The sequence below is a fragment of the Mycobacterium arosiense ATCC BAA-1401 = DSM 45069 genome, from assembly GCF_002086125.1.
Classification (GTDB): Bacteria; Actinomycetota; Actinomycetes; order Mycobacteriales; family Mycobacteriaceae; genus Mycobacterium; species Mycobacterium arosiense.
In genome coordinates this window covers 56269-75255 of record NZ_MVHG01000008.1, presented here as the reverse complement: position 1 = coordinate 75255, position 18987 = coordinate 56269, and the positions used below count along the sequence as shown (strand labels likewise).

General features: G+C 65.4%; 20 protein-coding genes and 1 pseudogene. 10 read left to right on the top strand and 11 right to left on the bottom strand.

The window, feature by feature from the left end; genetic code table 11:
- The first annotated feature begins 14 nt into the window (after nucleotides 1-14).
- On the top strand, nucleotides 15-1190 hold the full coding sequence (locus BST14_RS05910; RefSeq protein WP_083063642.1) for an acyl-CoA dehydrogenase family protein: 1176 nt from the start codon (nucleotides 15-17) through the stop codon (nucleotides 1188-1190).
- Here the strand turns inward: BST14_RS05910 and BST14_RS05905 are convergent, their stop codons facing one another.
- From BST14_RS05905 to BST14_RS05895, 3 genes and pseudogenes are all read right to left on the bottom strand, one after another.
- Nucleotides 1191-2147, bottom strand: coding sequence for an LLM class F420-dependent oxidoreductase (locus tag BST14_RS05905; RefSeq protein ID WP_083063641.1), 957 nt, complete (start codon nucleotides 2145-2147; stop codon nucleotides 1191-1193).
- Between the two features lie 12 nt (nucleotides 2148-2159).
- Nucleotides 2160-2902: pseudogene (locus tag BST14_RS05900) on the bottom strand (hypothetical protein).
- A gap of 11 nt (nucleotides 2903-2913) precedes the next feature.
- Entirely contained in the window at nucleotides 2914-3837 is a 924-nt protein-coding gene (locus BST14_RS05895) for an NAD-dependent epimerase/dehydratase family protein (RefSeq protein WP_083063640.1), read from the bottom strand.
- 197 nt (nucleotides 3838-4034) lie between these two features.
- On the opposite strand from BST14_RS05895, the gene BST14_RS05890 reads away from it, so the two are divergent.
- The 6 genes from BST14_RS05890 to BST14_RS05865 all read left to right on the top strand — a co-directional run bounded on the left by BST14_RS05890 (nucleotide 4035) and on the right by BST14_RS05865 (nucleotide 9469).
- Entirely contained in the window at nucleotides 4035-4337 is a 303-nt protein-coding gene (locus BST14_RS05890; RefSeq protein ID WP_245845321.1) for a hypothetical protein, read from the top strand.
- 136 nt (nucleotides 4338-4473) lie between these two features.
- Nucleotides 4474-6132, top strand: coding sequence for a thiolase C-terminal domain-containing protein (locus BST14_RS05885; RefSeq protein WP_083063638.1), 1659 nt, complete (start codon nucleotides 4474-4476; stop codon nucleotides 6130-6132).
- 7 nt (nucleotides 6133-6139) lie between these two features.
- Nucleotides 6140-7033 carry an alpha/beta hydrolase gene (locus BST14_RS05880; RefSeq protein WP_083063637.1) on the top strand — a complete coding sequence of 298 codons (894 nt, stop codon included), beginning with the start codon at nucleotides 6140-6142 and terminating at the stop codon, nucleotides 7031-7033.
- Nucleotides 7033-7848 carry an NAD(P)-dependent oxidoreductase gene (locus BST14_RS05875; protein WP_083063636.1) on the top strand — a complete coding sequence of 272 codons (816 nt, stop codon included), beginning with the start codon at nucleotides 7033-7035 and terminating at the stop codon, nucleotides 7846-7848. Before BST14_RS05880 ends, BST14_RS05875 begins: the two co-directional genes overlap by 1 nt.
- Before the next feature lie 204 nt (nucleotides 7849-8052).
- Nucleotides 8053-9258, top strand: coding sequence for a cytochrome P450 (locus BST14_RS05870; RefSeq protein ID WP_083063635.1), 1206 nt, complete (start codon nucleotides 8053-8055; stop codon nucleotides 9256-9258).
- Between the two features lie 10 nt (nucleotides 9259-9268).
- Nucleotides 9269-9469, top strand: a complete 201-nt coding sequence (locus tag BST14_RS05865) for a ferredoxin (RefSeq protein WP_007777398.1) — start codon at nucleotides 9269-9271, stop codon at nucleotides 9467-9469.
- Between the two features lie 3 nt (nucleotides 9470-9472).
- Here the strand turns inward: BST14_RS05865 and BST14_RS05860 are convergent, their stop codons facing one another.
- From BST14_RS05860 to BST14_RS05825, 8 genes are all read right to left on the bottom strand, one after another.
- A complete protein-coding gene (locus tag BST14_RS05860) occupies nucleotides 9473-9757 on the bottom strand; it encodes a DUF1330 domain-containing protein (protein WP_083063634.1) in 285 nt (94 codons plus the stop codon).
- 30 nt (nucleotides 9758-9787) lie between these two features.
- Nucleotides 9788-9976, bottom strand: a complete 189-nt coding sequence (locus BST14_RS05855; RefSeq protein WP_083063633.1) for a ferredoxin — start codon at nucleotides 9974-9976, stop codon at nucleotides 9788-9790.
- A complete protein-coding gene (locus BST14_RS05850) occupies nucleotides 9973-11244 on the bottom strand; it encodes a cytochrome P450 (RefSeq protein WP_083063632.1) in 1272 nt (423 codons plus the stop codon). Before BST14_RS05850 ends, BST14_RS05855 begins: the two co-directional genes overlap by 4 nt.
- 157 nt (nucleotides 11245-11401) lie before the next feature.
- Nucleotides 11402-11917, bottom strand: coding sequence for a hypothetical protein (locus BST14_RS05845; protein WP_083063631.1), 516 nt, complete (start codon nucleotides 11915-11917; stop codon nucleotides 11402-11404).
- Nucleotides 11914-12528, bottom strand: coding sequence for a TetR/AcrR family transcriptional regulator (locus BST14_RS05840; protein WP_083063630.1), 615 nt, complete (start codon nucleotides 12526-12528; stop codon nucleotides 11914-11916). The genes BST14_RS05845 and BST14_RS05840 overlap by 4 nt, the downstream gene beginning before the upstream one ends.
- A gap of 114 nt (nucleotides 12529-12642) precedes the next feature.
- Nucleotides 12643-13797, bottom strand: coding sequence for a thiolase family protein (locus BST14_RS05835; RefSeq protein ID WP_083063629.1), 1155 nt, complete (start codon nucleotides 13795-13797; stop codon nucleotides 12643-12645).
- Between the two features lie 99 nt (nucleotides 13798-13896).
- Nucleotides 13897-15063, bottom strand: coding sequence for an acyl-CoA dehydrogenase family protein (locus BST14_RS05830; RefSeq protein ID WP_083063628.1), 1167 nt, complete (start codon nucleotides 15061-15063; stop codon nucleotides 13897-13899).
- A 102-nt stretch (nucleotides 15064-15165) separates the two neighbouring features.
- On the bottom strand, nucleotides 15166-16464 hold the full coding sequence (locus BST14_RS05825) for an amidohydrolase family protein (protein ID WP_083063686.1): 1299 nt from the start codon (nucleotides 16462-16464) through the stop codon (nucleotides 15166-15168).
- Nucleotides 16465-16840: 376 nt separating this feature from the next.
- Between BST14_RS05825 and BST14_RS05820 the strand changes: the two genes are divergently transcribed.
- The 3 genes from BST14_RS05820 to BST14_RS05810 are packed head-to-tail and all read left to right on the top strand — an operon-like array spanning nucleotide 16841 to nucleotide 18985.
- Nucleotides 16841-17374, top strand: a complete 534-nt coding sequence (locus BST14_RS05820) for a carboxymuconolactone decarboxylase family protein (RefSeq protein WP_083063627.1) — start codon at nucleotides 16841-16843, stop codon at nucleotides 17372-17374.
- Nucleotides 17375-17388: 14 nt separating this feature from the next.
- A complete protein-coding gene (locus BST14_RS05815) occupies nucleotides 17389-18678 on the top strand; it encodes an aromatic ring-hydroxylating oxygenase subunit alpha (RefSeq protein WP_083063626.1) in 1290 nt (429 codons plus the stop codon).
- Complete coding sequence (locus BST14_RS05810) at nucleotides 18662-18985, top strand: hypothetical protein (protein ID WP_083063625.1); 324 nt, start codon at nucleotides 18662-18664, stop codon at nucleotides 18983-18985. Before BST14_RS05815 ends, BST14_RS05810 begins: the two co-directional genes overlap by 17 nt.
- Nucleotides 18986-18987: the final 2 nt, after the last annotated feature.

The window sequence follows — 18987 nt, the reverse complement described above, 5'->3', positions numbered from 1 at the left end:
CGGAAAGTTGTGCCGTGCAGCTCACCTTTGACACCGGCGTAGAGGCGTTTCGCGCGGAGTTCGTCAGATTTCTGACTGAACATCTGCCGACGGAGGCTCAAGCCGCGGAGCGGCCGTCGTCGACCTCGCACGTGCCCGAATGGTCGCGCCGCTGGCAGCGGCTCCTGTTCGACCACGGGTGGCTACTGCCCGGCAACCCGCCGGAATTCGGTGGCCGCAACGCCAACATCCTGCAGCAGTTCGTGCATCGCGAGGAGCTGTCGCGGCGGCGGATCTACCACTGCTTCAACCCCCAAGGCGTCGGCATTATCGCCGCATCGCTGTTGTCCTTCGGCACCGAGGAGCAAAAGCGGCGCTGGGCCGTCCCGATCCTGCGGGCCGACAAGACCGCGTCGCTGGGAATGAGCGAGCCCGGAGCCGGCTCCGACTTGGCCGGGCTGCGGACAAAGGCCGCATTGGTCGGTGATGAATTCGTGGTCAACGGGCAGAAGGTGTGGACCTCCGGCGCCCATGACGCCGACGTCATCCTGACCTTTGTTCGCACGGATCCGAATGCTCCACGGCACAAGGGAATCAGCGCGCTGCTCATCCCGACCGATACTCCCGGGCTGGTGCGTCGCCCCTTCCCCTCGGTCTACGACCGCGACGAGCTGGACTTCAACGAGGTGTTCTTCAACGACGTCCGGGTCCCCGCGGCTAACCTGGTCGGACCGCTCAATGGCGGATGGCGCGTCGCCAACGGCTCGCTAGGCCACGAGCGCACGTTGATGTGGATGGCCTTCGCGAACCGGCTCGAGCAACTGCTCGAGGACTACCGGCCGAGCGACGAGGTGACGACGGACCACTACGCCACCATCGTGATGGACTACTACGCGCTGCGGCTGCTCGGTTCGGCCGCGCTCGGCCGCGCGGCCCGCGGCGAGGTGGACGTGGCAGCGTTGTCCGTGCTCAAGGTGCTCGGCTCGGAGGCAGAACAGAGCGCGCTGCGGCACGCACTGGACGCCGCCGGGACCGACGGTCTGCGCGACAAAATGCTGACGGCGCCGTACAACCCTTACGCCCCCGATCTTTTCACCGCCAGCTGGTTCGCGCGTTACATCAGCAGCTATGCGGGTACCATCGCGGGCGGCACGTCGGAGATCCAGCGCAACATCATCGCCCAGCGCGTCCTCGGTCTGCCCTCGCGCTGATCACAAAGCAGGACACAGGGACGACAGGAACTGCTGAGTTCGGCTTCGCGACTTGATTCGCTCTTCAATGTCTGTGCCCAACGGCACGATTCGCACCGCGAGGTCGGTGACACCCGCATCGCGGTAGCGGCGCAACCGATCCAGGACGGCCGCCTCGTCGCCCGCCGCCATCGTGTCGCCGACGTCCTGGGCGTCACCGTGTTGCAGCAGTCGTACATAGTTCGGCGAAAAGTCCGCGTGCCCGAGCACCTCGCTGGCGTAGCCGCGAGCAGCGTCCACCTCGCCGTTCGAGCAGAGCGCGACGGGAACACCGGCGACGATCCGTGGCGCGGGCCGCCCGGCCCGCCCGGCCGCCGCGGTGAGGCGCGGAACGACGTGGTCGCCGATCGCGCGCTCGTCGGCCATCCACAGGATGGTGCCACCGGCCCGCTCGCCGGCGAGTTGCAGCATCGTCGGGCCGAGCGCCGACAACAGCACCGGCACCTCCAAGTCGTCCGCGACGTCGACCGGCGAATGAACGCAATAGTTTTCGTTGTCGACATCCACGGTGCCCGGGCCGGCGAAGGACGCGACGAGCACGTCGAGATAGTCACCCATCAGCCGCGCCGGGCGGTCATAGGGCAATCCCAGCTGCGAGTTGACGATCCAATGATGCGAAGGCCCGATGCCGAGCGTGAACCGCCCGCCGCATGCGACCTGGGTGGTCAGGGCTTGTTGCGCCATGATCATCGGATGGCGAGTCTGAATCGGTACGACCGCCGTTCCGATCTCGATGCGGTCGGTGGCCCGCCCGATCAGCGCCACGGCGGTCAACGCGTCGAGATAGCCCGGGACCTGGGGCATCCAAAACGCGGTGAAACCGTCGCTTTCGGCCGCGACGGCGTCGTCGATCAGGCCGGCAAGCCGGTCGGCGCGTCGGCGCTCCTTGTCGGAGCCGACCATCAAGCCGATGCGCATTCGTCCCCTTTCTTACGGCACATAGCGATCCCACTCGAATGGAACGACCGCGAAAATGGTGCGGCGAATAACGCTTCGATGCCCGGTTCGGCCCAGCGGGCCTTGAGCACCGGCCGCAGCCGCTGCGCGGTGGCGATCGGATCGTCGTCCAGGAAGCAATACGTGATCGTCTGGTTCTCTTGTGCGCTGGCCAAGCTGGCGTCGACCCGGCGCGATACCGCCGACCAGACACCGGCGACGCCCTCGACGTCCACCAGCGGGTCCGGCGACGCCGCTCCCCGCTCGACCAACACGAACGCGCCCCGCACGGGCAGCCAGGGCAGGACGTCCGACCCGAGCTTGACCCGCGGCGCGGCAGCTTTGCGTCGCACCTCATAGACGCCACGCTCCACCGGCGGCAGCAGTGGGAGCTTGCGGCCGGCATCTCCCAGCGCCGTCGACAGTTCGTTGAAATCGCGCAACCCCGCCGTGTCGGTGAAGAAGTACGTCATCACGTGGTCGACCGCATCCAACGGCCCGTCGCTGACCGCGCGTGCCGAGCGGCAGGCCGGCGTGGACACCACCCGCAACGAGGCGCGCACCGCACGCAGGCGGTGTTGCTCCGGGCGATGATCCAGGCTGTGCCAGCGCAGGTACTCGGCGTCGTTCCCGTCGGGGTGGCGGGCCGCCATGGAGACGAACAGGGTGGTGATGTCGCCACTCCCGGCGGCAAGTATCTCGGTGACCTCATCCGATGGCGTCCCGGGAAGATGCATAGCGTTGGTCCTCAGGCTCTCGTCGAATCGTGGTGATACAGCGGGATTTCGGGATGGCGGGCCGCGACCATGCGTCGAAATCCCTCACGCCAGGGCACCTTGGTGCGGCCGAGAACCTCGTGCATGAGGGTGACGTCCGGCCACAATGGGGTGTGTGCCTGGGGCGTGTACTCGAAAATCGGGTCGACACCCACCAGCTCACCCATGAAGGCGCAGTATTCCTCCACGCTGACGGTTTCACTGCCGGCCCAGTTCACCACGACGGGCGGTGTCGCGGCGACTTCCATCGCGCGGATGCCCAGCTCCACATAGTCGTCTTCATAGATCGGGTTGTAGTTGTTGGGCTGGTCGGGATGTAGGCGGATGGGCTTGCCCGCCAACATCGCGTCGAGACGGTCGGCGGGCGCACCGCCCTGGGGCCCGTACGTCGAACAGATCCGGATGATGGTGAGCGGGATCTGAAAGTGCCTGGCGACCCACGTGCACACCGCCTCCGCGGCGACCTTGGAGAAGCTGTAGTTCGCCCGCAGCGGCGCCCCCGGCGGATCGGTCTCGGTCAGCGGTCGCCGGCCCTGGTAGGCGTAGATCGAGCCGGTAGAGCAGAAGACGAAACCCTTTGCGGCGCGGCAGTGATAGAGCAATTCGCCGGAGGCATGCGCGTTCGTTTCGACGCACTGGATCCAATCGTCGGTGCCGGTGTCCACGGCGGCGTGGAAGACGTAGCCGAAATCGTCTGGGAGACCGGAGAATTCGTCGGCACCGACGTCCAGTGCGATCGGTTTGATCCCGGCGTCGGAAAGTTTTTGCCGGGTCGCGCGATCTTTCATCCGCGCAACGCCCCATACCTCGTTTCCCGCTGCGGCCAGGGCACGCGCGATGGGAAACGCGATTTTGCCCGTCGCCCCGGTGATCAGGATTTTCTCCGCGTCGAGCAACCCATCCTCCGAATGTTAAGTACTTGATACAGCGTAGGCGAGCATAACGCCCAGCTCGCGCACAGCGCCACGAGGCGCCCGGCTCGGCGTCGTGTCGTCTTCACCTGGTCGTGGACTCGGCAACGGAATAAGCTGAACCACGCCGAGCTCAACATGGCCTTACTGGGAGGCCCACCATGAGGTGGTTTGTTCCTCGTTTGACGGTTGTCATCGCGTTGGCCTTCATCGGGATGGCGACGACGGTTACTCTCACGCCGGGATTCGCCTCGGCGGACTGCGATCACAATATGTCGTGGAACCGGGTCACCATGGAGTGCAAGCCGCCGCCGGCGATGCCGGACTGGTACGTATCCCCGCCGCAATACGCGCCGCCATTCGCCGCGCAGGACGTGCCACCCCCGCCTCCGCCGAGGCCATGGTGGTCACCGAATGAACCGATGTGGAATGCCGGCTTTCACCAATGGGGTACCTACTTCGACGGCACCTGGGTGCCCTACTGAAGACGGGCACCCACGTCGCCCGATACATCACCAGCGCTGCCGATGCGTCTGGATCGCGCCTGCTCGGTAGTGATAACGTGATTCTCCGATTCGAATAACGGACCTACCGCCCGCTGTCCCTATCCCCGGAGGTGACGTGTCAGCAGCACCGGGCCGCCCGTTGCCCCTGATCACGCAGGACAACGAATTTTTCTGGGCCTCGGGCGCCGACGGGAAGCTGCGGTTGCAGGAATGCAAGGCGTGTGAAGCGCTGATCCATCCGCCGGCGCCCGTATGCCGCTACTGCCGATCCCGCGACATCGGTGTGCGAGCCGTCTCGGGCCGGGCGACGCTCGCCGGATTCACCATCAACCAGCGGTTCAGCCTGCCCGGGCTGGCGACGCCCTACGTGATCGCCCAGGTCGCGATCGCCGAGGACCCCCGCGTGCGACTGACCACGAACATCGTGGACTGCGACGTCGACAACCTAGAACTCGGTCAGCAGGTCGAGGTCGTCTTCGAGCAGGTCGAGGACGTGTGGTTTCCGCTGTTTCGGCCTATCGCCGATGCCACCGAGGCCGCTGAGCTGCCAATCGACGAGATCGCGCCGGAACGCTTCGGCGAGCACGTCCGCCCGATGCTCACCGTGGACAAGTTTGAAGACAAGGTCGCGCTGACCGGGATCGGCGCGTCGCCGATCGGGCGCCGGTTGATGCAGCCGCCGTTGGCGTTGACCGTGCAGGCGTGCGAAGCGGCCATCGCCGACGCCGGCCTGACCTACGCCGACATCGACGGCCTGTCCACCTACCCCGGCGCCATCAATGTCGGTGGCTTCGGCGAGGGTGGTGTCACCGCCCTAGAGGGCGCGCTCGGCATCCGGCCGACGTGGCACAACGGCGCCATGGAGACGTTCGGCCCGGGCGGCTCCGTGATCGCCGCGATGCTCGCGGTCGCCTGTGGGCTGGCGCGCCACGTGCTGTGCTTCCGCACGCTGTGGGAAGCCACCAACGGCGAGCTGATGAAGCAGGGCAAGATCACGCCGTCGATGGGCCGAATGTCGGGCTGGCAGATGCCATTCGGCGCCACGTCGGCGGCACACACGCTGGCGATGAACGCGCAACGGCACTTTCACCGGTACGGCACCACCAGGGAAACGCTGGGCTGGATCGCGTTGAACCAGCGCGCCAATGCCGAACTCAACCCGACCGCCATCTACCGGTCGCCCATGACGATGGACGACTATCTCAACGCGCGGCCAATCACCACGCCGTTCGGCCTGTACGACTGTGACGTGCCGTGCGACGGCGCCATCGCCGTCATCGTCTCGGCCGTCGATGCCGCCCGGGACCTGGCCAAGCCGCCGGTACTGGTGGAGGCGGTGGGAACGCAGATCGTCGAGCGACTCGACTGGGACCAGAGCACACTCACCCACGAGCCGCAGGTGCTGGGCCAGGCGGCGCATGTGTGGACGCGGACCTCGCTGCGGCCCGCCGACGTCGACGTCGCCGAGCTCTATGACGGTTTTACCTTCAACTGCCTGTCCTGGATCGAGGCACTGGGTTTCTGCGGCATCGGCGAGGCCAAGGATTTCCTGGACGGCGGCAAGAACATCGCGCGCGACGGACAATTGCCGCTCAATACCCACGGCGGCCAACTCTCGCACGGCCGCACGCACGGCATGGGTTTGCTGCACGAGGCCGTCACTCAGCTGCGCGGCGAGGCCGGTGACCGCCAGGTCGCCGGCGCCCGCGTCGGTGTCGTCAGCAGTGGCGGCCTCACTCCCAGCGGCGTTCTCTTGCTGCGGGCCCCGGAATGACGCGAGCATGAACAGCGCGGCGCCGCGGCCAAGGCTGGTCATCGTCGACGGGGTGCCCATGTCGGCGCTGGTCGCCGAAGCCGAAGACCCCAAGGGCGTGATCGTGGCGGTCCACGGCGGCGGTACCACCGCGATGTATTTCGACTGCCCGGGCCACCCCTCGTATTCGCTGTTACGGACCGGCGTAGCGGCCGGGTTCACCGTGGTCGCCCTCGATCGCCCCGGTTATGGCAGCTCGGCGCCCTATCCCGAAGCGATGGTCTCTGGCGAGCAGCGCGTCAACCTCGCTTACGGTGCCGTCGACCGCATCCTCGGCGAACGACCGCGCGGCGCAGGAATATTCGTATTGGGCCATTCGGGCGGCTGCGAGCTGACATTGCGATTGGCCGCCGACGCACGAGGCGCCGATTTGCTCGGTATCGAGCTGGCCGGCACCGGCCGGCTCTACCACCCCGCCGCCAAGGAAATACTGAAAGCGGCTACTCGCGAACGGCGCCCGTCGGGTATGCGCGAATTGCTGTGGAGCCCAGAGCAGTCTTATCCGCCCGAGGTTCTCAACGGCGCCACGGTTTCGCCGTCGGCCCCGGCATACGAGGACCAGATGGTATCGGACTGGGCACGACAGACCTTTCCGGAGCTCGCGCCCGCCGTGCGCGTCCCAGTGCACTTCAGCATCGCCGAGCACGAAAACGTCTGGCAGACAGATGATGCGGCGGTGACCGAGATCGGCGCCCTGTTCACGGAGGCGCCGCGGTTCGTCGTGCATCGACAACCGGACGCCGCGCACAACATCAGCCTCAGCCACGCCGCCCCCGCCTACCACTCGAAAGTGCTTGACTTCGTGCGAGATTGCGTGGCCGAGCGTAAGACGAACACGAAATCCGATCTGGAGGCCGGCTGATGCGCGTCGGATTCATCGGGTTGGGCAGCCAGGGCGGGCCCATGGCGCGCCGGATCGTCGAGGACGGCTACCCCACCACGTTGTGGGCACGCAGGCTCGACGCCCTCGACGCATTCGCCGACACCTCGGCCGGCGTCGCCGGGTCGCCGGCCGAACTCGCCGCGTCCAGTGACCTGGTCTGCCTTTGTGTCACCGGAGATGCCGACATCGACGAAGTCGCCTGCGGGGCAGACGGATTGCTGTCGGCGATGCAGCCCGGCGGCGTGATCGCCGTGCACAGCACGGTGCACCCGAACACGTGCCGAGAACTCGCGAAAAAGGCCGCCGCCCACGGCGTATCCGTCATCGATGCGCCGGTGAGCGGCGGGGGCGGCGCGGCGGCCGAGGGGCGGCTGCTGGTGATGGTGGGCGGCGACACCGACGTTGTCGACCGCTGCCGCCCCGTTTTCCAGACCTATGCCGATCCCGTCGTCCACCTCGGCGAGCTGGGTTCCGGCCAAACAACGAAGCTACTTAACAACCTGCTGTTCACCGCCAACCTGGCCACGGCGGCCACCACCCTGTCACTGGGCAGCGCGCTGGGCGTCGCATCGGACCGCCTCACCGAGGTGGTCTCCCGAAGCAGCGGCAACAGCTTTGCGCTCAGTGCCCTGGGCGGCGTCGGCGGACTGGATCGGCTGGCCGGGGTGGCTGGCGGACTGCTACAGAAAGATGTTCGACTGGTCGTCGACCTGGCCGAGAACGCCGGGGCCAACGTCAGCGCGGTGCTCGATGCGGCCGACGCGGCGCTGGCACTGATGGACCATGCCCGGTGAGGGCCGGATTCGTCGGCCGGGGCGCATCGACGGCGCCACAACCGGCCGTCTGCTATCGCCCGGTCACCCCGTCTGCCCCGAAGAGGGCATGAAATACCAGCGTTTTGGTCTTTCCGGTTCGTCATGAAGGTATTACCGTTAGCGTTACAGTCAGGGACTCCGCTGTAAAGGGTTCAGCCCGACCTCGCCGCTGAGGAGGATTCAGTGACAAAATCGAAGGTCGTCTTCGATCCGTACTCCGAGGACTACTTCAACAACCCGTTCGACATCTATCGGCGGATGCGCGAAGATGCGCCCCTGTATTACGACGAGAAAGAGGACTTCTACGCGCTGACTCGTCACGTGGACGTGGCGGCAGCGTTCAAGGACTTCGAGACGTATTCCTCGGCGCGTGGCTGCGACCTGGCGATGGTGCGCCGCGGCGTTGCCCCCGAGCAGAAGTCGATCATCTTCATGGATCCGCCCGAGCACCGCCACATGCGCAGCCTGCTCAACAAGGCGTTCACCCCGCGGGCGATCCAATCGCAGCGCGAAACGATCATCGAGGTGATCGACAAGTACCTGAGTGCGGTCGACCCGGACCAGTTCGACGTCGTGCAGGATTTCTCCGGGCCGTTCCCGGTGGAGGTCATCACCCGGATGGCCGGAGTGCCGGAGGAATACCGCCAGCAGGTCCGCCATTGGATCGACACCAGTCTGCACCACGAGCCGGGGCAGATCGAGATCAGCGAAGCCGGCATGCAGGCCAACATCGACACGGCGATGTACTACTTCAGCCTTGTCCAAGAGCGGCGCCAGGAGCCGCAGGACGACATGATCAGCCGGCTGATCGCCGCCGAAATTCCCGGTGAGGACGGCCAGCTGCGCAAGCTCGACGACATCGAGATCTGCGGGTTCGCAACCCTTCTGGGCGGCGCGGGCGCCGAGACCGTCACCAAACTGATGGGCAACGCCGCGGTCATCTTCGCCAAGCACCCCGACCAGTGGCAGAAGTTGCAGGAGGACCGGGACAAGATCCCCGGGGCGGTCGAAGAGCTACTGCGCTACGAGGGGCCGGTGCAATACAACGTCCGCTACACGCTCAAAGAGGCCCACGTCAGCGGTGGCGTGATCCCAGCGGGCAAACCCGTATTCCTCTGCGGCGCCGCCGCCAACCGAGACCCGGACGCCTTCACCGACGCCGACACGTTCGACATCGAGCGCGATCACACCGAGGCGCAGCACCTCGGACTCGGGTATGGGATCCACAGCTGCCTCGGCGCCGCCCTGGCCCGCCTGGAAAGCCGGATCGCGCTGGAGCGGCTGCTCGACTTCATGCCGCGCTACGAAGTGGACTGGGCGGGGTGCAAACGGGTGAACATGCAAAACGTGGCGGGCTGGAAGAACGTGCCCGTCAAGGTACTTCGCTAAGGGGGCCACGATGACGAAAAAGATCGAGGTCGATTGGGGACTCTGCGAGAGCAACGGTGTCTGCATGGGCATCAACCCAGACATCTTCGAGCTCGGCGACGACGACATGCTCACCGTCCACCAAGAGGAAGTCACCCCGGAGAACGAGGCGGACGTGCGCGAGGCCGTCCGTCAGTGCCCTCGCCAGGCAATCTCCATCGTCGGAGAGTAGTGGTCAGAATCCGGAGAGGATGACCGCGTTGCAGTCGGCGGCCTGCTGGCGCAGTTTCGCCGCCTTCTGGTAGCCCTCGGATTCGTACCACGCCCGAGCCGCATCCACCGATTCGAATTCCAGCACGACGGTCTGGTCGCCGTGCCAGTCGCCCTCGACCACTGTGGGCGCGGTGTCCACCGCGAGAACCGTGGCACCGCTCATCGCCGATCCGGCGGCTTGGGCGTATGCCTTCATGCCTTCCGGGTCTTTAATGGCCTCGGTGAGGATGACATACCCTTTGGCCACTCGAATCTCCTTACTCAACCACAAATGTGGCTATTTCTCGCTGATCGCCTGCTCGGGACAGCATTGGATCGCTTCTTGAGCGGCGGATTCCAATTCCGTTGAAACATCGGAATCTTCCGCTACGGCATAACCGTCGTCCGTCAGGCTGAACACGTCGGGGCACAGCGTAAGACACATGCCGTGACCGCGGCACTTCTGGTCGTCTACCCAAACCCTCATGCCAGTGTGAACTCCAGGTGCAATTCGGTCAGGCCACGCAGAATGTACGTCGGGACATACTGGTAGCGGCGGTTGTTCGCGGGTCCATGGACATCCTCATTAATCCTGATGTCCGTCGTGCGATCGAGCAACCGTTCGATCGCCACCCGGGTTTCGGCCCGCGCCAGCGGGGCGCCCGGGCAGCTGTGGATACCGCGCCCGAACGAGATGTGCTGGCGGGCGTTTTTGCGGGCCGGATCGAAGGTGGCGGGTTCGTCGAACCGGCGCGGATCCCGGTTGGCGGCCGCCAGCACGATCATCACGGTGCTGCCAGCGGGCAGGTCGACCCCGCCGACCTTGGCCGGCCGCCGATTCATCCGGAAATCGCCCTTGACGGGACTTTCGTGGCGCAGCGACTCTTCGATGAAGTTGGGAATCAGGCTGCGGTCCCTGCGCAGCTGCACCTGGATGTCGGGGCGCTCCCCCAGCGTCTGCAGGGCCGCGCCGAGCAGCCGCACGGTGGTCTCCTGTCCCGCGGAGAAGACGTTGCTGGCGACGCGGGCCACGTCCTCGACGTCAGGGATCCAACCGTCGGGATACGTGGCGGTGGCCAGGCCGGTCAGCACGTCGTCACGCGGCTCGCTCCGGCGATCGCGGACGTAATCGGAGAACAGGCCGTAGAGAAACTCCAGTGGACTGTGGGCCAGAGATCCCTTGGTGCCACCGATGCCGCCGCCCGAGTGCTCGCGGATGCCTTTGACGAACTTGTCGCGGTCCTCCATCGGCACGCCCAGCAGGTCGGCGATGACCAGCAGGGTGAACGGGCCGGCGAAGCCCTTGATCCATTCGCCGTGGCCGGGCGCCAAAAAGTCGTCAAGCGCCTGGTCCGCGAGCGCCCACATGGCGTCCTCGTTCTCCTTGAGGCGCTTCGGGGTGATCAGCCGCATCAGCAGCGAGCGGTGGTTGGTGTGGGTCGGCGGGTCGAGTGTGGGCAGCTGGTCGCTGAAGGGCAGTTCGTCGCGGTGCTGCTCAATCAGCTCGGTGATGTCGTCGCCCTCGATCGGGACCGGAAAGCCGGGAAACGGACCCGTCACCGAGACGCACGAGGACCACATCTCGGCGTCGTTGAGCACCGCGCACGCCTCGTCCCACCCGGTGATCATCGTGACGTCGTGGTGGCTTTCCCGGGTGACCGGGCAACGCTGGCGCAGCGCCTCGTAGTAGGGATACGGATTCTCGATGAGCTCGCTGCCGCGAAAAAAGTCGAACTCGGAGAATTCGTTCGCCATCTCCTGCTCCTTGAATCTCGGCTAGTGAGAACGTGCCTCTCGCGGATGAGTATTACATTTTCACACCGGATGGTGGTCGTCAACGACGGGTCCCCCGCCGGGCATCACAAGACGCGCGAGGCCGCCGGCCGTGGCGCGCCGGTCCGGGCCGGCCCGGCTAGCTGGCGGGAACCAGATCCGCGGCCACCGAGGGCCACGCCAGCAGCCCGCTGCGGAAGGTCTCGACGTGGCCGACGGGGGCGTGCCGTGCGGACGCGGCCGCCAGGGCCTGTGCCTTGAAGGTTCGGGCCGCCATGCTCAGCTGGTGTTGCACCAGGCCGACGCTGTCGTCGAGTTCGGACGGCCAGGTCTCCCCCCACAGCGTGACCTCAGTGGCGCCCTGATCGAGGGCCTGCAGCACGCCTTGGCGCACCCGCACGTCGCAACCGAACAGGTCCGCCGCGGCCGCCAGGGCCTGCGGGCGGGGCCGCGATCGCACGGAGGTCAGCGCCTCCTCGAGGTCGAGCACCTGGGCACCGATGATCTGCAGCGGCCGCTCATCGGCGTGGTCGGCCAGATCCATCAAGAGCACGGTGACGTCCCAACCCGCCATCGACCGGTCGAAGATCCAGCCACCGGCGAACCGCACCACGTCGACCGCGGTGCTGGCGACGACGTCGAGCCGGTACCTCATGTCGTCTCGAATGTCTTCGGGGGCGCAAAGTCCCGGGCCAGTGTCTCGGCGTACTGCTTGAACACCTCGGGCAGTGGTATCGAGGGATCGAGTAACCATGCGGTTTCCATTCCGTGGACGAAGGCTAGGATTTCTACTGCCTTGACGGCGGGGTCTATGTCTTCGCGATACCGGCCATCGGCCTGACCGCGTCGGATGAGGTCGGCGACGATGTCGGTGGCGGCCCGGTGCCTGGCGAGCATGCGGTCGTGCAGCGGGGCCTCGGGAAGGATGTTCTCGACGAGCAGCACCGTGAAGGTGCCCACCAATTCGGGGGCCCGGTGGAATCGGTCCGCGACCGCGGCGATCTGGTCGAACAGGTCCCCGGTCCGGTCAGCGTGGGTGTCGTCGTCGAGGTCGCGCGCATCGAGCACCGCGTGCAGCAGTTGCTCTTTCGATTCGAAGTGATGCAGTAGGCCCGCGGGGGTCACCCCGGCCTCGCCGGCGATCTGGGCGAGCGTGGTGCTGCGCCAGCCATTGCGGGTGAGCAGGCGTTGGGCGACGTCGAGGATCCGCTGCTTGCGGTCCTCGCCCTTGGCGAGAAGCGTGTCGTATCGCCGCGCGACGGGCACCAAAGTCCTCTCTGCCGACGTCCCAAAACCAACCTAGTGAACACACAGTAGGTTAGTTTGTGCGCCGTGACAAGGGTCACGCGGGCCGGTTTTCTGTGTCGCAGGCCGCGGGTGTCAGGTCACCAGCTCGACCAGCGTCGCGTTGGCGGTGCCGCCGCCTTCGCACATGGTCTGCAGCCCGTAACGGATTCCGTTATCGCGCATGTGGTGGGCCATCCGGGTCATCAACGCCGCCCCGGACGCGCCGAGCGGGTGTCCCAGCGCGATGGCCCCGCCCAGCGGGTTCATCCGCGCCGGGTCCGCCCCGGTTTCCGCCAGCCACGCCAGCGGAACCGGCGCGAAGGCCTCGTTGACCTCAAACACACCCACGTCGGATAGCGCGACGCCGGCCTTGCCCAGCACCTTCTCGGTCGCCGGGATGGGGCCGGTCAGCATCAGCACCGGATCGGCGCCGGTCACCGCGCCCGCCAGGTAGCGCACGATCGGCGTCAAACCGAGCTCGACGGCCAGCTCCGCGGTGGTCACCAGCAGCGCGGCGGCGCCGTCGGAGATCTGTGAGGAATTACCGGCGTGGATCACGCCGTCCTCGGCGAAGGCGGGCTTGAGCGCGCCAAGCTTCTCCACGGTGCTGCCGCGCCGCACGCCCTCGTCGGCGGTGACGACGTTGTTGTCGGGTCCCTCAACGAACACCGGCACCAACTGCTCGGTAAATGCGCCGCTGTCTTGGGCCGCGGCCGCCCGCTCGTGGGACTCGACCGAGTATTCGTCGAGCCGGGTGCGCGAGAATCCCCATTTCTTGGCGATCAGTTCCGCCGACAGGCCCTGGTTGAAGGAGAAATCGTCATAGCGGGCAAGGACTTTCGGGCCGTAGGGCATACCGGTTGCCCGCGCCGAACCGAGCGGAACGCGGCTCATGACCTCGACCCCACCGGCCACGACGACATCCTGCTGGCCGGACATCACCGCCTGCACGGCGAAGTCCAGCGCCTGCTGGCTGGAACCACAGGCGCGGTTGACGGTGGTGCCGGGGATGGTTTCGGGCCAACCGGCGGCCAGAACCGCGTAGCGGCCGATGTTGCTGGACTGATCGCCCACCTGGGAGACGCAGCCCCAGACCACGTCGTCGATGATCTCGGGACCGATGCCGGTGCGCTCGATGAGTTCGGTCAGCACTACCGCGGACAGGTCGGCGGCATGCATGCCGGACAAGGCGCCGTTGCGCTTACCCACCGGTGTCCGCACGGCCTCGACGATGACAGTTTCGCGCATATCCCTACTCCGATCCTTGCGGCGCCTCAGCGACCAGTGAACGAGGCCGAGCGGGAAGCTACCAAGGGCGTCCCGGAGACCGGCCCCTTCGACCACCCATCAGTAGCTCCTCGGCAACTTCAAGACGTTGGCTCCCAGGAAGTTCAAGATCATCTCCTGGCTGACCGGCGCGATCTTCATCAACCGGGCCTCACGGAAGTAACGAGTGATGTGGTACTCCTCCGCATACCCCATGCCGCCGTGGGTTTGCAGCGCCCGGTCCGCGGCGGTGAATCCGGCATCGGCGCACAGATATTTTGCCGTATTGGCCTCGCGCCCACAGGGTTTCCCGTTGTCGTAGAGCCAGGTGGCCTTGCGTAGCATGAGTTCGGCGGCGTCGAGCCGGGCTAGTGAATCGGCGAGTGGAAACTGCAATCCCTGGTTCATGCCGATGGGCCGGCCGAACACCTCACGTTCGTTGCCGTATTTCACCGCCTTCTCCAGCGCCACCCGGCCGATGCCGAGAGCCTCGGCCGCGATCAGCATCCGCTCCGGGTTAAGGCCGTCGAGGATGTACTGAAAGCCCTTGCCCTCCTCGCCCACTCGGTCCTCGACGGGCACCTCGAGATTGTCGATGAACAGTTCGTTGGAGCTGACGGCGTTGCGGCCCATTTTGCGGATGGGGCGGATGTCGACGCGGCTGCGATCGAGATCGGTGAGGAACAGCGTCATCCCGTCGGTCTTCTTGGAGACCTCGTCATAGCTCTGCGTCCGGGTGAGCAGCAGGATCTTGTCGGACTCCATCGCCTTGGAGATCCACACCTTGCGACCGTTGACGATGTAGCGATCGCCGTCACGCTTGGCGAACGTGGTGATCCGCGAAGTGTCGAGCCCGGCACCGGGTTCGGTGACGCCGAAGCAGACGTGCACCTCACCGGTCGCGACGGCGGGCAATGTACGGGCCTTGAGCTCGTCGGAGCCGTGCACCACGACCGGCTGCATCCCGAAGATGGACAGGTGTATCGAGCTCGCCGCGTTCATGGCGCCGCCGGACTTGGCGACCTCCTCGAGCAGGATCGTCGCTTCGGTGATCCCGAGTCCGTGACCGCCGTACTCGGTCGGGATCGTCATGCCGAGCCAGCCGCCGTCGGCGATGGCCTTGTAGAACTCGGCCGGAAATTCGTGCGCCTGGTCCTTTTCCATCCAGTACTGGTCGTCGAATTTCCGTGCCAGCTCGGCAACCGACCGACGGATCAATTCCTGGTCATCGGTCAGCTCAAAGTTCATTCCAGCCACTGGTGGCACCTTTCTTCAGCGTGAGCAGACACAAACGTGCGCGACACGCCGACGAATTGGGCGCTTTTGCGTCTGCTCGGCGCCAGTACTGCATCAGTCCTTGTTGCCCGTAAGGGCTTTCGCGTTGGCGGCGAAGTCCGCGAAGGAAGAGCCGCCTCGGCTGTCCTTGTCGTGGCCCTTCGCCTTGATGGACACGTCATGGCCCTCGGCGGCCTTGCGCAGCGCACCGACGGTCGCCTGTTCGCGCGAGATGTGCGTGAACGGGTCGAACGAGTACCACCGCATGGCGTTCTCGTAGGTCATCTTGTTGATCTCGTCGTCGGGAACATTGTTCAGGCACAACACATCCCAGAGTTCTTCGGGAGCACCCGGCCACATCGAGTCGCTGTGCGGGTAGTCGGCTTCCCAGCAGATGTTGTCGATGCCGATCATGTTGCGCAGCGCCACGCCGACCTTGTCGCTGATGAAGCAGGTCAGGAAGTGGTCGCGGAAAACCTCGCTCGGCAGCTTGCCCTTGAAGTCCTGGTGCGTCCAGGCGGAGTGCATCTCGAAGGTGCGGTCGGCGCGCTCGAGGAAGTAGGGAATCCACCCGGTTCCGCCCTCGGAGAGCGCGATCTTCAGGTCTGGGTATTCCTTGATGGGCCGCGACCAGAGCAGGTCCGCGGCGGCCTGCACGATGTTCATCGGCTGCAGCGTGATCATCACGTCCATCGGCGCGTCCGGCGCGGTGATGGCCAACCGCCCCGACGAACCGATGTGGACGTTCATGACGGTGTCGGTGTCGCACAGAGCTTTCCACAGCGGGTTCCAGTACTCGTCGTGGAAGCTGGGATATCCCATCGCGGCGGGGTTTTCGGTGAAGGTCAGCGCGTGCACGCCCTTCTTGGCGACGCGCCGCACTTCGGCCCCACAGGCCTCGGCATCCCAGATCACCGGGATCGCCATCGGGATGAATCGGGCCGGGTAGGCGCCGCACCACTCGTCGATGTGCCAGTCGTTGTAGGCCTGCACCAGCGCGATCGAGAAGTCGTTGTCGTCGGTGGCGAACAGCCGCCCGGCGAAGCCGGGGAAAGACGGGAAGCAGATGGACGCCAGGATGCCGCCGGCGTTCATGTCCTTGACGCGCTCGTCGACGTTGTAACAACCCGGCCGGATCTCGTCGAGCCCCGTCGGCTCGATGCCGTATTCCTCCTTGGGCCGCCCGGCCACCGCGTTGAGTGCCACGTTGGGGATGACCGTGTCGCGGAACTTCCACATGTCCGAACCATCGGCGTTGTGCACCAGCCGCGGCGCATCGTCCTGATACTTCTTGGACAGGTGATTCTTGAACATGTCCGGCGGCTCGACGGTGTGGTCGTCGACGCTGATCAGAATCATGTCTTCTTTGTTCATGGCCGTCCCTTTCATCGGATCCACCGCATCGATCAGAGCCTCGGCGAATCGCTGTCCCGTGCCAGGATCACTGAATTGAAAACTATCTTCTCGCCAGGCGAGAATCAACATCCGACGCTTGCTCGGCGCGACCGAAAGCTCCTGACCTGCAGCCAAACCTGCAGGCCCATCGCCCCTCGCCTCGCAGCAATGCGGTGAGGTAGCACCCGGCTTCGCGCATCGACACGAGAGCGGCGACCGCCCGGCCGCCGAGTGAGCCGGGGGTAGCCGGACTGGCCCCGGAGCGGCGCACCGGCATTGACCGGACGGGCGTTTCGTGCCAGTCTGTTAGTTGCAAATGAGAATATGATTCTCTTTCACCGAGAGGACACTGCTAATGCGCTTGCAGCCGCTCCCCGCCGACCAGTGGGACGAGGCGACCCGGCAGGCCCTCTCTGCGATGCGTGGGGCGGACACCAACAACGCGCTGTCCACGCTGGCCCACCACCCGGCGCTGGCCAAGGCGTTTCTTCGGTTCAACGTTCACCTCTTGGCGTCGTCCACACTGCCGGCCCGCATCCGCGAACTGGCCATCCTGCGTGTCGCCCATCGCCGGCAATGCGCCTACGAGTGGTCGCACCACGAGCGGATGGCCAAGGACGAAGGGATCACCGACGACCAGATCGCGGCATTGAAGCGGGGCGAGGCCGCCGACGTGTTCGACCAAGTGGTGATCAGCGCGGTCGACGAGCTCGAAGAGAAGTCGGGGTTGTCCGACCGGACCTGGGCTGCATTGGGTGAGCGCCTCAACGACCAGCAACGGATGGATTTCGTCTTCACGGTCGGCTGCTATGCCCTGCTGGCCATGGCCTTCAACACTTTCGGCATCCAACTCGAACACGCCACCACAGCCGCCAACAACGTCGAATAAGAGGAGTAAGCACGTTGCCGCACTTCCCCAAGCCAGCCGCCGGCAGCTGGACAGAAAACTACCCCGAGCTGGGCACCGCGCCGGTCGACTACACCGACTCGATCGACCCTGCGTTCTTCGAGGCTGAACGCGACGCCGTCTTCAGGAAGACCTGGCTCAACGTCGGCCGCGTCGAGCGCCTGCCCCGCACCGGCAGTTACTTCACCCGAGAATTACCCTCGGCCGGCAAGGGCACGTCGGTGATCATCGTCAAGACCAAAGACGGAACCGTCAAGGCGTACCACAACGTCTGCCGCCACCGCGGAAACAAGCTGGTGTGGAACGACTTTCCGCACGAGGAGACCTCCGGCACCTGCCGGCAGTTCACCTGCAAATACCACGCATGGCGCTACAACCTCGACGGTGAGCTGACCTTCATTCAGCAGGAAGACGAGTTCTTCGACGTCGACAAGAGCAACTTCGGCCTGGCGCCCGTGCGGTGCGAGGTGTGGGAAGGCTTCATCTTCGTCAACTTCGATGAAAACGCCGCGCCGCTGATCGATTACCTCGGCCCGCTGGCCAAGAGCATCGAGGGCTATCCCTTCGGCGAGATGACCGAGACCTACTGCTACCGGGCCGAGGTCGGCAGCAACTGGAAGCTGTTCATCGATGCGTTCGTCGAGTTCTATCACGCGCCGATCCTGCACCAGGGTCAGTACACCAAGGAAGAAGCCGCCAAGATCCAGAAGTTCGGCTATGAAGCGCTGCACTACGAGCTGGCCGGCCCGCACAACCTGCAGTCGACCTGGGGCGGTCAGGCACCGCCCCCGGACATGTCGATGGTCAAACCGATGGATCAGGTGTTGCGCAGCGGGTTGTTCGGTCCGTGGGACAAGCCGGAGATCATCGAGAACCTGGAGCTGCCACCGGGTGTCAACGTGAAGAGGGCGCCGCAGTGGGGCATCGACTCGTGGCTGTTCTACCCCAACTTCATGCTGCTGATCTGGGAGCCGGGCTGGTATTTGACCTACCACTATTGGCCGACGGCGGTGGACAAGCACACCTTCGAGTGCACGCTGTATTTCGTGCCGCCCCGCAATGCCCGCGAACGCCTGGCCCAGGAGTTGGCCGCGGTGACCTTCAAGGAGTACGCGTTGCAAGACGCCAACACCCTGGAAGCGACCCAGACCATGATCGGCACCCGGGCCGTCAAGGAGTTCCTGCTGTGCGACCAGGAAATTTTGATCCGACACCTGCACAAGACCACGGGCGACTACGTCGCGAAATGGGAAAAGGAGTACCAGCGCAATGGCGCTACCGTCTGAATTCGCCGCCCTGGAGCCATTTTTGGAGTGGGACCTGGCCACCGAGCCCGAGCGCTACGCGAAGCGACTGGCTTCGACGATGCCCCAGATGCAGGCGTTCTACGACGTCGCGTTTCCGTTGCTGAACGACGTCATCGCATACTGCGACAAATTCCCTTTGAACGACCTGCCGGACGACGCAAAGACGTTGATGCACATGATGCAGTCGCTCGTCATGGTGTCGTTCCCCATCGAGGCGTGGAAGCAGCCGCGGGTGCCGGACAGCGGCGCGGCGTGGGTTGAAGTGATCCGGGAGCCGGTGATCTAGCC